The following is a 12,893-nucleotide window of genomic DNA, read 5'->3' as shown; positions in this document are numbered from 1 at the left end:
TAATTTCTTCAGCATCGCGGCCAGTTCCTTGGCACGCTTGATATTTGCATCAACGTGGCCGAGGCCAAGCCGGGGGTGTCCCGTTCGACCATCTACCGCCCGGTCAAGGAAAGCCCGCTTGATCTGGCGCAGATCGACAAGCGTTCCAGCGGCATCACGGCCGACAGCACCCACACTATGATTGCGCGGAACAAGGCCCCCCGCCAACACCATGGTGCTGGCACATCCACGCAGCAAGTACCTGAAATCAAAAAGAAAACGCTTGAACCATGAAGATTGCCACCTGGAACGTGAACTCCCTGACGGTGCGCCTGCCCCAGGTGCTGGCCTGGTTGGCCGCGCACCCGGTGGACGCGCTGTGCCTGCAGGAGCTCAAGCTCAGCGACGACAAGTTTCCGCACGCCGCGCTGAAGGAGGCGGGCTACGAGGCGGCCGCGTTCGGGCAAAGGACCTACAACGGCGTCGCGATCCTGAGCCGCCACCCGTTGCACGCGGTGGTGCGCAACATCCCGGCCTTTGGCGACGAGCAGGCGCGCACCATCACGGCCACGCTGGACCTGCCCACGGGGCCGCTGCGCCTGCTGAATGCTTACTTCGTCAACGGGCAGGCGCCTGGCTCGGAAAAATTTGCCTACAAGCTGCGCTGGTTGCAGGCGCTGCAGGACATGGTGCGCGCCGAACTGGCGGCGCACCCGCGGCTGGTGCTCGCGGGCGACTTCAACGTGGCGCCGCAGGACCGCGACTCCTTCGACCCCGAGGGCCTGCGCGAGACCATTCACCACACCAGCGAAGAGCGCGCGCATTTCCAGGCCCTGCTGGCGCTGGGGCTGACGGACGCCTTCCGCATGTTCGAGCAGCCCGAGAACAGCTACTCGTGGTGGGACTACCGCATGCTGGGTTTCCAGAAGAACCGGGGCTTGCGCATCGACCATATTCTGGTGAGCGATGCGCTGCGCAGCAGCGTGAACGCCTGCGTGGTGGACCGCGCCCCGCGCAAGAACCCGCAGCCCAGCGACCACGCGCCGGTGGTGCTCAGCCTGCATTGAGAACTGCGGGTCTCAGGTTCCGCCCGACAGGGCCTGCGCGGGCCGCCTGCCTCAGGTGATCAAGACTTTCAGCCCCAGGCCGATCAGCACGGTGGCAATCACCAGGCGTGCCGCGATGACCATGGATTTGCTCGTGCCCATGCGCCTGCGGTAGCGATCGAAGCCGACGATGAGCAGCGCATACCAGCCGAACGCGAAGGAGGCGTGAATCGTCACCAGCAGCAGGGACTTCGCGTATACCGATTCGTTCGGATCGATGTACTGGGGAAAGATGGCGAGGTAGAACAGCCCGACCTTGGGGTTGAGGGCATTCGTCATGAAGCCCTCGAACAAGGCTCCCTTGGTGGAGTGCGTCGCTGCCGCGGTGGGTGCCGCCGCACTCTCCCTGCCCGCCGCGCGCCATGCCATGCGCAGGTTCATCGCGCCCAGGTAGATCAGGTAGGCGGCACCGAGCGCTTTCACGGCGGTGAATAGCGCGGGTGCCTGCCTGAGCACCAGCGTCAGGCCGATGACCGAGCACAGGGCGTGGAAGTAGAACGCTGCCGCGATGCCGAAGAGGTTGCCGAAACCACCCCGCCAACCCCGCGCCGCGACCGACTGAAGAATGACCGCGAGGTTCGGCCCGGGCGTGAGGACCATCATGGCCACCACGGCCAGGTAGGTCAGGATCGAGGCTTGTTCCATTTTTTTCGTGATGCGCGCCGGGCCGGCGCCGATGAGCAGGTCGCCGAACCGCCGCGCGTCCGCCGGCTCACTCCCCCTGGGCCTGGGCGCTCAGCACCTGCCGGAGTTCCCCGGACTCGTACATCTCCAGCATGATGTCCGACCCCCCGATGAACTCCCCCTTCACGTAGAGTTGCGGAATGGTGGGCCAGTGGCTGTATTCCTTGATGCCCTGGCGGATCGCGTCGTCTTCGAGCACGTTCACCGTGGTCAGGCCCTTGGGGTCCACGCCGCAGGCCTTGAGGATCTGGATGGCGCGGCCCGAAAAGCCGCACATGGGGAAGCTGGCGTTGCCCTTCATGAACAGCAGGATTTCGCTGGATTTCACGAGGCTGTCTATGCGTTGCTGGGTGTCGTTCATGGGGAATTCTCCTGGAATGGGGTCTGGGCGGCCGGGGCAGCCGCGCTGCCCGGGACGGGTGCGGTGGATTATTTCATTGTCTGGCCCGCAGGCCACTGCCCGCCGGTGCAGCGGGCGATGCCGGCGAGGTCGTTGCGGCTTTGCACCAGGGAAAAGCCCCGGGCCGTGAGCAGGGCGCGCACGGCGGCGGCCTGGTCGTAGCCGTGCTCGAGCAGCAGCCAGCCTCCGGCTGCGAGATGCTCGGGGGCCTGGGCCACGATGGCGCGGATGTCGTGCAGGCCGTCCGCGCCGCTGACCAGGGCCTGCAGGGGTTCGTGCTGCAGGGCCGCGAGGTGCGGGTCCTGCGCGCGGACGTAGGGCGGGTTGGAGACAATGGCGTCGAACCGGCCCCGGGTTGCGCGCAGCCAGTCGCCCTGCGCGAACTGCACGGGCAGGCCGAGCCGCCCGGAATTTGCCCGGGCGACGGCCAGCGCGTCGGCGCTGGCGTCCACGGCGAGCACCCGGGCGCCGGGGCAGTGTTGGCGCAGAGCCAGCGCGATGGCGCCGCTGCCGGTGCCCAGGTCCACGATGCGCGGCGCGGACAGGGGGGCGATCACCTCGCGCGCCCAATCGACCAGGGTTTCGGTGTCCGGGCGGGGGTCGAGCACGCGCGCGTCCACCTCCAGCAGCAGTCCGTAGAACGTTTTGTGCCCGGTCAGGTAGGCCACGGGCTCGCCCCTTGCGCGGCGCTGGCACAGGGCCAGGAAGCGCGCGTGCGCGGCGGGGTCGAGCGCGTCCGTGTCGTGCGCGAGCAGCCAGGCGCGGCCGGCGTCGGTGCGGCCCAGCGCGTGCAGCAGCAGCCACTGCGCGTCGATGCGCTCGAGGCCCAGCGCGCGGGCCTGCGCGAGCGCCTGCGCCAGGGTCGCAGGGGGCGCGGGCGTTTCTTCAGGCACCGGCGCCCCGCTCCAGTTCTTGCAACTGCTCGGCCTGGCGTGCGTGGGCCAGCGCCTGGAGCAGTTCGCCGAGATCGCCTTCGAGCACCTGCTGCAGCTTGTACAGCGTGAGGTGGATGCGGTGGTCGGTGATGCGCCCTTGCGGGAAGTTGTAGGTGCGGATGCGGTCGCTGCGCTCGCCGCTGCCGACCAGCCCCTTGCGCAGCGCGGCCTGCCGGGCGGCGCGCTCGCTGCGCTCCTTTTCCTGGATGCGCGCCTGCAGCACTTGCAGCGCCCGGGCCTTGTTGCCGTGCTGGCTGCGGCCGTCCTGGCACTCGGCGACGATGCCGGTGGGCAGGTGCACCACGCGCACGGCAGAGTCGGTCTTGTTGATGTGCTGGCCGCCCGCGCCGCTGGCGCGGAAGGTATCGATGCGCAGTTCGGCCGGGTTGAGCGCGATGGCCTGCGCCGCGTCCGGCTCGGGCATCACGGCCACGGTGCAGGCGCTGGTGTGGATGCGGCCCTGCGTCTCGGTCGCCGGAACGCGCTGCACGCGGTGGCCGCCGGATTCGAACTGGAGCGCGCCGTACACCTGCTCGCCTTCGATGCGCAGAACGGTCTCCTTGCAGCCGCCGAGCTCGGCCGCGCTCTCGCTGAGCACCTCGACCTTCCAGCCGACGCTCGCAGCGTGGCGCGTGTACATGCGCGTGAGCTCGCCGGCGAACAGGGCCGATTCGTCGCCGCCCGTTCCGGCGCGGATTTCCAGAAAGGCGTTGCGCGCGGCGTCCGGGTCCTTGGGCAGCAGCAGGCACTGCAGCGCGTCCTGCAATTGCTGTAATTCGGCCAGGCTGCTTGCGATTTCCTCCTGCGCCATTTCGGCCAGGTCGGGGTCGGCGAGCATCTGGCGCGCGCCGGCGAGGTCCGCCTCGCGCTGCAGATAGCGTGCGTAGCGGCCCGCGACCTGCGTGACTTCGGCATGCTCGCGCGCGATGGCGCGGTACTGCGCCATGTCGGCCATGATGTCGGCGCGCGAGAGCAGAAAATCGAGTTCGGTCAAACGCCGGGCATGGCGCTCAAGCTGGTTTCTGAGAAAGGGTTTCATGCGGGGAATCCATGTTGCTACTGAATTCGTAGCCAATGCTGCGGGATATTCAAGCGCTGCCCGCCGATCAGAGCCCATCAGGCGCGCCGGCGCGGGCGGAATCAGGGGAGCGCTACAGGCCGTTCTTGCTTTGCGCGCGCAGGAACAGGCGCGCGACGGTCTGCGCCGTCTGCGCGCGCACCTGGGCGTCGCTGGCGCGCAACTCGGCCAGCGTGCCGTGCAGCATTTTCTGCGCCATGCCGCGCGCCAGGGCATCGAGCACGGCGTCCACGCCCTCGCCCCGGGCGAGCCGCTTCTTGGCGCGCGCGATCTCGGCGGCGCGCCAGGTGTCGGTCTGCGCGTTGAGCTGCTGGATCAGCGACAGCACGCCGTCCACGGGGCTGCGCTGGTCCATCCAGTGCATGAAGCTTTGCACCCGCGCGTCGATGATCGCCTCGGCCTGCGCCACGGCGGCCTGGCGGCTGGCCTGCGCGGTCTGCACCACGCCCGCCAGGTCGTCCACGGTGTACAGGTAGACGTCGCCCAGGGCCTTCACTTCGGGCTCGATGTCGCGCGGCACGGCCAGGTCAACCATGAACATGGGCCGGTGGCGGCGCTTTCTGAGCGCACGCTCCACGGCGCCCAGGCCGATGATCGGCAGGCTGCTCGCGGTGCAGCTGACGACGGCGTCGAACAGGTGCAGGCGCTCGGGCAGATCGGCCAGGCGCAGCGCCTCGCCGCCAAAGCGCGCGGCGAGCTTTTCGCCGCGCTCGAGCGTGCGGTTCGCGACGCTCATGCCCAGGGGGTTCTTGGCCGCAAAGTGCGTGGCGCACAAACCGATCATCTCGCCCGCACCGATGAACAGCACGCGGATTTGGCTGAGGTCTTCAAACAGCTGGCCCGCGAGCCGCACCGCAGCCGCGGCCATGCTGATGCTCTGCGCGCCGATGGCGGTGCTGCTGCGCACCTCCTTGGCCACCGCAAAGCTGCGCTGGAAGAGCTGGTTCAGCGTGGTGCCCAGGGCGCCGGCGGTTTCCGCGGCGCGCACCGCGTCCTTCATCTGCCCCAGGATCTGCGCCTCGCCGAGCACCATGGAGTCGAGTCCGCTGGCGACGCGAAACGCATGGCGGGCGGCCAGGCCGTCCTGCAGGGCGTAGGCATGCGCGCGCAGCAGCGTGGGGCTCACGCCGCCGCTGTGGGCCAGCCAGCCGAGCGCATGGTCGATGGCCGACTGCCCGCCCGCGGCGCAATAAACCTCGGTGCGGTTGCAGGTGGAGATGATCGCCGTCTCGACCCCGGGGTGGCGGCTGGCGCTACCGAGCGACTGGCGCAGACCCTGCAGCGTGGGGGTCAGCTGATCGAGCGCAAACGCGAACCGGCCGCGCAGATCGAGCGGCGCGGTGGTGTGGTTGATTCCGAGGGCCCAGACTGCCATGGTGCGCGATTATAAAATCGCCAACCCGCCCGGCCGCTCCCGTCCCGTCAGGCCCTGATGGGCATCCGTTTCATGACGCTTCTGAACGTTCTCAACCACCTGCTCAACTTCGTCGCCCCCGCGGCCGCGCTGGCCTTGCTGCTGCCGCTCGCGGGGCGATGCATCCGGTTCAGGGCGCCCGCGGCGCTTGCGTGGAGGCGCCGCGCAGCCATCGTTTTCCTGGTCGGCGTCGCCACCTTGGTCGCCGGCCTGATGCTCTGGGGGCACGACGGCAAGATGCCGACCTACGCCGCCCTGGTGCTCGCCTGCGCGAGCTGCGAGTGGGTTTTGCTGCGCGGCTGGAAGCGCTGAGCCCGCGTGCGTATATTCGGCGCATGATCCGCCGTGCGTCACCACCCGCTTGCGCCCCACCCGTGCTACCCCGCCTCACCCGGGCCCAGGCCCCGCTCACGCACCTTGTGGAGGTGGTCAACGAGCAAGGCATGCACGAACAGGTGCAGCTTCCCGCGGAGCGGCCGCTCACGATCTATGTGGACCGGCGCGAGCTCGTCACGCTCATGACGCTGGGCGCGCGGCCCGAACTGCTGGTGCTCGGCTATCTGCGCAATCAGCGCCTGCTGGAATCCGTTTTCGACGTCGAATCCGTGACGGTCGATTGGCAGGTACAGGCCGCCGCTGTGCGCACGCGCCACGGCATGGCGCGCATGGAGGAGCGCACCGCGCGCAAGGTGGTGACCACGGGCTGCGGGCAGGGCAGCATGTTTGGCGGGTTCATGGACGCGGTGGAGCACATTGCCTTGCCCGCAGCGCGCCTGACGCAGGGCCAGCTCTACGCAATAGTCAACGCCATCCGCATCGAGGAGAGCACCTACAAATCTGCGGGCTCGGTGCACGCCTGCGCCCTGTTCCGGGGCGAGGAGTTGCTGATCTTTGTCGAAGACGTGGGACGCCACAACGCCATCGACACCATTGCAGGCTGGATGTGGATGCATTCCGGAGCGGGCGGCGCCGACGCCAACCCGGCAGGGCAGCTGCCCATGTCGGGCGCGGACAAGGTGTTCTACACCACGGGCCGGCTGACCAGCGAAATGATCATCAAGTCGGCGCAGATGGGCGTTCCCATCGTGGTCTCGCGCAGCGGCATGACGCAGATGGGCCACACGCTGGCGCAGCAGCTCGGTCTGTGCGCCATCGGGCGCGCAACCCACCGCCGCTTTGTCTGCTACAGCGGGGCGCACCGGCTCGTATTGCAGCCCGAACTGGCGCGGCCGCCGATCGTTCCTGCCGCGGACTGACCGGGTGGTCGCCGCCCGGATGGCCAAATGCACCAAGCTCAGGTAGCTGTTGCACCAAGTTGCGGGTTATGGCCCGCGGCGAAGGGGGCTGGATCGCTACGATGCGCGCATGAACGATCTGAACGCCGGTAGCGTCCTGGCTGAGGACGCGCAAGCCGAGAGTCCCGCAAGCGCACAGCCGCCCGACCGCCTGCCCCTGCGGGTCTGGGTGCGCGAAAGCCTGCGCACCACGCTGTTCCTGCCACCACGCACGGCGACCGCGAGCCCGACACCGGTGCAGTTGCTGGTTCTGGTCCTGTGTGGCCAAGCCCTGTTGCTGGCCTCTACCCGGCTCCTGGTAGCGGGCCCGGCCCTGTTCGAGCTGAGCGAATGGCTCGCGCCGATGTGGAGCGCTGTGCCGATGCTGTGGATCGCGTGGTGGGCCATGGCGCCGGCGCGCTCGCCCGGCCAGCCAGTTCCGCTGGGCAGGCTGGTCGCTTGGTATGCGTTTTGGATTTGGACCTCGCTGGCGCCCATGCTGATATATCCGCCGGTGTTTTCCGTAGTGCGGTGGTATGGGGACGTGGACCGGATCGTTATCCAGGTGGTCTACTGTGTGCTCGTCGCGTGGACGTTCGGAATCGTGGTGCGGATGAGCATGCTGTTCATCCGCTCGCTTGCACGCACGCTGGTCTTTGCCGTGGTGCTGGCTGCGGTCACCTGGGTCAGCCTGCGGCAGTTCTGGTATTCGCCGTGGCATACGGATCACGAGGCCGTGGCCAAAGCATCCACGCAGTCCGGTGATGCAGAGGAGGCGTTCGATTGGATAGCGCTTTCGCAGTCGGTGTTTGAAGAGCAGCAGGCGCTGTGGAAGCGCCAGATCGATGCGCTGCCGGCGCAGCGCCCGGACTTGGTCGATGTCTATGGCCTGGTGTTCTCCCCGTACGCCGAGGAAAACGTGTTCCGCCGCGAAAGCAGCATGGTCAGCGCGTTGCTGCAGGAGCGCTTCGACGCCCAGGGCCGTGTGCTCCATCTGCTCAACCACGCAGCCACCGCCGCCACCCACGTCTGGGCCACGCCAGAGAATCTGGAGCGGGCGATTGCCGCCCTGGGTCAGCGCATGGACCGGGAGCAGGACCTGCTCGTGGTCTACCTGACCTCGCACGGCGCGCGCAACCACGAACTGACGGCCGCGCACGGGACGCTGAAGGTCGATCCCGTGACGCCCGCGATGCTGCGCGCAGCGCTCGACGCGGCGGGGATCCGCAACCGCGTGATCGCCGTATCCGCCTGCTATTCGGGCGGCTGGATCGAGCCCCTGGCAACCGATTACAGCCTGATCATGACGGCATCGGACGCCACGCACACTTCCTACGGCTGCGGCAACGGCTCGAAGCTCACCTATTTTGGCCGGGCCGTTTTCGACGAGCAATTGCGCCAGACGCATTCGTTCACCAAGGCCTTTGCCAACGCCGTCCCGCTGATCCAGCAGCGTGAGCGCGAAGCGCGCAAGGACGATGGTTTTTCCAACCCGCAGATCCACGTGGGCGCGCAGATCGCCCCGATGTTGCAGGCGCTCGAGCAGCGCCTGGACGCGGCCCCCGTCAGCAGCGCGAGCGACGCCAAACCCTGAGCACATGAACGATCTGAACGCCGGCAGCGTCCTGGCCGACGCGCAAGCCGAGAGTCCCGCAAGCGCGCAGCCGCCCGATCGCCTGCCCCTGTGGGTCTGGATGCGCGAAGGTCTGCGCGTCGCGCTGTTCCTGCCGCCGCGCACGGCGACCGCGAGCCCGACACCGGTGCAGTTGCTGGTTCTGGTCCTGTTCCACAGCACCCTGTCGTTGACGGCTGCCTGGATTCAGGCGACGGGCCCGGTCCGCTTCAACCTGCACGGCTGGCTCGCGCCGATGTGGAGCCCTTTGCTGATGCTGTGGGTGGCGTGGTGGGCCATGGCGCCGGCGCGCTCACCCGGTATACCGACCCCTTCGGGCAGGCTGGCCGCCTGGTATGTCTTGTGGGTTTGGGCCTCGATACTGCCCTCGATGCTGTACTCGCTGGTGTGGCTCGCACTGCGCTGGCATGGGGGCGTGGGCAGTATCGCCTACTGGGTGGTCTACGGTGTGGCCACTGTGTGGGGACTCTGGGCCCTGGCGCGGATGAGCGCGCGCTTCATCCGCTCGTTTGCGCGCACGCTGACCCTTTTCGTGGTGCTGGGTGCAGTCAGCGGGATGCGCCTATGGCAGCTTTGGAGTTTGCCATGGCACTCGCCCTGGCTGCCGGACCACCGGGCCGTGGCCGAGGCATCCGCGCAGTCCGGTGATGCCAAGGATGATTCCGCGTGGATGGCGCTTTCGCAGTCGGTGTTTGAAGAGCAACAGGCGCTGTGGAAGCGCCAGATCGATGCGCTGCCGGCGCAGCGCCCGGACCTGGTCGACGTCTATGGCCTGGTGTTCTCCCCGTACGCCGAGGAAAACGTGTTCCGCCGCGAAAGCAGCATGGTCAGCGCGTTGCTGCAGGAGCGCTTCGACGCCCGGGGCCGTGTGCTCCATCTGCTCAACCACGCAAAAACCGCCGCCACCCACGTCTGGGCCACGCCAGAGAATCTGGAGCGGGCGATTGCCGCCCTGGGCCAGCGCATGGACCGGGAGCAGGACCTGCTCGTGGTCTACCTGACCTCGCACGGTGCGCTGGACCACGAACTGACGGCTGCGCTCGACCCGCTGGAGGTTGCCTCGGTGACGCCCGAGATGCTGCGCGCCGCGCTCGACGCGGCGGGGATCCGCAACCGCGTGATCGCCGTGTCCGCCTGCTATTCGGGCGGCTGGATCGAGCCCCTGGCGACCGATTACAGCCTGATCATGACGGCATCGGACGCCACGCACACTTCCTACGGCTGCGGCAGCGGCTCGAAGCTCACCTATTTCGGCCGGGCCGTTTTCGACGAGCAATTGCGCCAGACGCATTCGTTCACCAAGGCCTTTGCCAACGCCGTCCCGCTGATCGCGCAGCGTGAGCGCGAAGCGGGCAAGGACGATGGTTTTTCCAACCCGCAGATCCACGTGGGCGCGCAGATCGCCCCGGTGTTGCAGGCGCTCGAGCAGCGCCTGGACGCGGCCCCCGTCCGCAGCGCGAGCGACGCCAAACCCTGACCCCGAACCGCATGCGCTGCCCGGGCGTTCGCCGGGTGCCACGAACCTGACTACGATGCGCGCCATGAACCTGAATTTCTTGCGCCTCGGCGGGCGCACCCTGGTACGTGACCTGCGCGCGGGCGGCTTGCGGCTGCTCATCGTTGCGGTCGCCCTGGCGGTTGCCGCGCTCACCGCGGTGGGCTTTTTTGCCGACCGCCACCAGCGGGGGCTGCGCAACGGTGCCCTGCAACTGCTCGGCGGGGACGCCGTGGTGGCGAGCGACCACCCCACCCCCGCGGCCTTCGTCGAGCGCGCCCGGGCCCTGGGCTTGCAGTCGGTGAGCATGCTGGGCTTTGCGACCATGGCGCGCGCCAGCGACGCGCAGGGCGGCGCGAGCCGGCTGGTGGCGCTCAAGAGCGTGCAACCCGGCTACCCCCTGCGCGGCAGCCTCACGGTGGCCGATTTCCCCGGGGCGCCGGGGCAGAGCACGCGCAACATTCCTGCGCCCGGGCAGGTGTGGGTGGACGCGCCGCTGCTCGACGCGCTGAACCTCGCCGTGGGCGACCCCTTGCTGCTCGGCGACGCGCAGCTGCGCATCGCGCGCATCATCGTCACCGAGCCCGACCGGAGCACCGGCTTCATTGGCTTTGCCCCGCGCGTGATGCTCCACGCGCACGATCTGCCCGCGACCGGCCTGGTGCAACCCGCGAGCCGTCTGTCCTACCGCTTTGCCGTGGCGGGGCCGGCGCCGGCCGTCCAAACGTTCAGCGAATGGGCGGAGGCGGAAGCGAAGAAACCCGGGGTGCATGGACTGCGCCTGGAGTCGGTCGAGAGCGGCCGCCCCGAAATGCGCCAGGCGCTCGAGCGCGCGGAAAAATTCATGAACCTGGTCGCCCTGCTCGCCGCGCTGCTGTCCGCGGTTGCCGTGGCGCTGGCCGCGCGCAGCTTTGCTGCCGCGCATCTGGACAGCGCAGCGTTGCTGCGCGTGCTTGGCCAGAGCCAGCGCAGCATCGCCGGTGCGTACACCACCGAGTTTGCGCTCGTCGGCCTGATCGCCAGCGCCTTGGGCGCGGCGCTGGGCTACCTCGCGCACCACGCCTTTGTGCTGCTGCTCGCGGGCCTGATCGGCCCCGACCTGCCGCCGCCCGGCCTGTGGCCCCTTGCGCTGGGCCTGGGCATGGGGCTCACGCTGCTGCTCGCGTTCGGCCTGCCGCCGGTGCTGCAACTGGCCCGGGTGCCGCCGCTGCGGGTCATCCGGCGCGACCTGGGCGGGCTCAAGCCGGCGTCGCTCGCGGTGCTGGCCGCGGGAGTCGCCGGGTTTGCGGGCCTGCTGCTGGTGGTGAGCCGCGACCTGGTGCTGGGCCTGACGGCAGTGGGCGGATTCGCCGGCGCCGCGGCGCTGTTTGCCGGGCTCTCGTGGGTGGCGCTCAGGCTGCTGCGCAGGGGCGTGAACGAGCGCACCGCGCCGCGCTGGCTGGTGCTCGCGACCCGGCAGATTGCGGCGCGCCCGGCCTACGCCGTGCTGCAGGTCAGCGGCCTGGCCCTGGGCTTGCTGGCGCTGGTACTGCTGGTGCTGCTGCGCACCGATCTGATCAGCGGCTGGCGCCAGGCCAGCCCGCCGGATGCGCCGAACCGCTTCGTCATCAACGTGATGCCCGAGCAGTCGCAGGCCTTCCGGCAGGCGCTCGCGGACGGCGGGGTGGCGCGCTACGACTGGTACCCCATGGTGCGGGGCCGGCTGATTGCCGTGAACGGCAAACCCGTTGACCCCGGCAGCTACGCCGACGAGCACGCCGGGCAGTTGGTGGCCCGCGAGTTCAACCTCTCGAACGCGCTCGAGCAGCCCGCGCACAACCCGATCGTCGCGGGGCGCTGGACGCCCGGCGAAGAAGGCGCCGTGAGCGTCGAGGAAGGCCTTGCCAAGACGCTGGGTCTGCACCTGGGCGACCGCCTGCGCTTCGACATGGGCGGCGTGCAGAACGAGGCCCGCATCACCAGCCTGCGCAAGGTGGACTGGGGGTCCATGCGCGCGAACTTCTTCGTGATGTACCCCGTGGCGGCGCTCCGGGACGTGCCGCTGACCTACCTCGCGGCGTACCGCGCGCCCGCCACACCGGGGTTCGACAACGCGCTGGTGCGCCAATTCCCGAACGTCACGAACGTGGACATGAGCGCCACCATCGACCAGTTGCAGCGCGTTCTGGAGCAGGTCGTCCGGGCGGTGGAATTCCTGTTTGCCTTCACGCTCGCCGCCGGGCTGGTGGTGCTGTTTGCCGCCGTCAGCGCCACGCGCGAGGAGCGCGCGCGCGAGTACGCGATCATGCGCGCCGTGGGCGCCCGCGCCAGCCTGCTGCGCCAGGTGCAGCGCGCCGAACTCGCCGGCGTCGGCCTGCTCGCGGGCTTTCTCGCGAGTGCCGCGGCGCTGGCCGTGGGCTGGGCGCTGGCGCGTTTCGCGTTTGGCTTCAGCTGGAACATCAGGCCCTGGGTGCCGCTGGCTGGCGCCGCCGCCGGGGCCGTGCTCGCGCTGGCAGCCGGCTGGTGGGGGCTGCGCGCGGTGCTGCTGCGCCCGGTGGTGGACACGCTGCGCCGCTGCACCGAATAAGCCGAAGGCGCGATCGGGCGCGCTCAACCGCCCGGGTGGCGCACGCCGTACTGCAGCTTCATTCCCAGAATCGTTCCGGCCAGCGCGAGCGTGATGCTGTTGGACGCGACGATGGGCCAGGCGGCCAACGTGACCCCATAGATCAGCCACAGCACCAAGCCCGCCGTGAACACGCTGTACATGCCCAGCGAGATGCCGCTCACGTCGCGCGTGCGAAAGGTGTGCAGCGCCTGCGGAACGAAGCTGCAGGTCGTGAAGGAAGCGGCCAGATAGCCAATCAGTTCAGAGGTTTGCATGAAGCGGCTCGTGAGGGATGCGGTCCGGGGTCG

General features: G+C 69.0%; 13 protein-coding genes. 7 read left to right on the top strand and 6 right to left on the bottom strand.

What is annotated here, in order from left to right; all coding sequences use genetic code 11:
• The first annotated feature begins 54 nt into the window (after window positions 1-54).
• Together D5041_RS14790 and D5041_RS14785 are read left to right on the top strand one after the other, a co-directional pair.
• The gene (locus tag D5041_RS14790) at window positions 55-273 is read left to right on the top strand and encodes a hypothetical protein (RefSeq protein ID WP_265285034.1); all 219 of its coding nucleotides are present in this window, start codon (window positions 55-57) and stop codon (window positions 271-273) included.
• The gene (locus tag D5041_RS14785) at window positions 270-1,046 is read left to right on the top strand and encodes an exodeoxyribonuclease III (RefSeq protein ID WP_265285033.1); all 777 of its coding nucleotides are present in this window, start codon (window positions 270-272) and stop codon (window positions 1,044-1,046) included. The genes D5041_RS14790 and D5041_RS14785 overlap by 4 nt, the downstream gene beginning before the upstream one ends.
• Before the next feature lie 51 nt (window positions 1,047-1,097).
• Here D5041_RS14785 and D5041_RS14780 read toward each other — a convergent pair whose 3' ends face one another.
• From D5041_RS14780 to hemA, 5 genes are all read right to left on the bottom strand, one after another.
• Window positions 1,098-1,730 (bottom strand): LysE family translocator, encoded by a 633-nt coding sequence (locus tag D5041_RS14780; RefSeq protein WP_265285032.1) that lies wholly within the window; start codon window positions 1,728-1,730, stop codon window positions 1,098-1,100.
• Window positions 1,731-1,797: 67 nt separating this feature from the next.
• Complete coding sequence (grxD, locus tag D5041_RS14775) at window positions 1,798-2,130, bottom strand: Grx4 family monothiol glutaredoxin (RefSeq protein WP_265285031.1); 333 nt, start codon at window positions 2,128-2,130, stop codon at window positions 1,798-1,800.
• A gap of 68 nt (window positions 2,131-2,198) precedes the next feature.
• On the bottom strand, window positions 2,199-3,062 hold the full coding sequence (gene prmC, locus D5041_RS14770) for a peptide chain release factor N(5)-glutamine methyltransferase (protein WP_265285030.1): 864 nt from the start codon (window positions 3,060-3,062) through the stop codon (window positions 2,199-2,201).
• A complete protein-coding gene (prfA, locus tag D5041_RS14765; RefSeq protein WP_265285029.1) occupies window positions 3,055-4,143 on the bottom strand; it encodes a peptide chain release factor 1 in 1,089 nt (362 codons plus the stop codon). Before prfA ends, prmC begins: the two co-directional genes overlap by 8 nt.
• A gap of 112 nt (window positions 4,144-4,255) precedes the next feature.
• Window positions 4,256-5,557 (bottom strand): glutamyl-tRNA reductase, encoded by a 1,302-nt coding sequence (hemA, locus tag D5041_RS14760; RefSeq protein WP_265285028.1) that lies wholly within the window; start codon window positions 5,555-5,557, stop codon window positions 4,256-4,258.
• A gap of 72 nt (window positions 5,558-5,629) precedes the next feature.
• Between hemA and D5041_RS14755 the strand changes: the two genes are divergently transcribed.
• From D5041_RS14755 to D5041_RS14735, 5 genes are all read left to right on the top strand, one after another.
• Entirely contained in the window at window positions 5,630-5,908 is a 279-nt protein-coding gene (locus D5041_RS14755; protein ID WP_029554327.1) for a hypothetical protein, read from the top strand.
• Between the two features lie 23 nt (window positions 5,909-5,931).
• Window positions 5,932-6,852 (top strand): formate dehydrogenase accessory sulfurtransferase FdhD, encoded by a 921-nt coding sequence (locus D5041_RS14750; RefSeq protein WP_265280993.1) that lies wholly within the window; start codon window positions 5,932-5,934, stop codon window positions 6,850-6,852.
• Between the two features lie 109 nt (window positions 6,853-6,961).
• Window positions 6,962-8,464, top strand: coding sequence for a C13 family peptidase (locus D5041_RS14745; RefSeq protein ID WP_265285027.1), 1,503 nt, complete (start codon window positions 6,962-6,964; stop codon window positions 8,462-8,464).
• 4 nt (window positions 8,465-8,468) lie between these two features.
• Entirely contained in the window at window positions 8,469-9,980 is a 1,512-nt protein-coding gene (locus tag D5041_RS14740) for a C13 family peptidase (RefSeq protein WP_265285026.1), read from the top strand.
• Window positions 9,981-10,044: 64 nt separating this feature from the next.
• Window positions 10,045-12,564 carry an ABC transporter permease gene (locus tag D5041_RS14735; protein ID WP_265285025.1) on the top strand — a complete coding sequence of 840 codons (2,520 nt, stop codon included), beginning with the start codon at window positions 10,045-10,047 and terminating at the stop codon, window positions 12,562-12,564.
• 23 nt (window positions 12,565-12,587) lie between these two features.
• Here D5041_RS14735 and D5041_RS14730 read toward each other — a convergent pair whose 3' ends face one another.
• Window positions 12,588-12,860 carry an SWEET family sugar transporter gene (locus D5041_RS14730; RefSeq protein ID WP_010105042.1) on the bottom strand — a complete coding sequence of 91 codons (273 nt, stop codon included), beginning with the start codon at window positions 12,858-12,860 and terminating at the stop codon, window positions 12,588-12,590.
• Between the last annotated feature and the right edge of the window lie 33 nt (window positions 12,861-12,893).

This window comes from Verminephrobacter aporrectodeae subsp. tuberculatae (assembly GCF_026127385.1).
GTDB lineage: Bacteria > Pseudomonadota > Gammaproteobacteria > Burkholderiales > Burkholderiaceae_C > Acidovorax > Acidovorax aporrectodeae.
The sequence above is the reverse complement of the archived record's forward strand: the minus strand, read 5'-3'. Positions and strand labels throughout refer to the sequence as shown.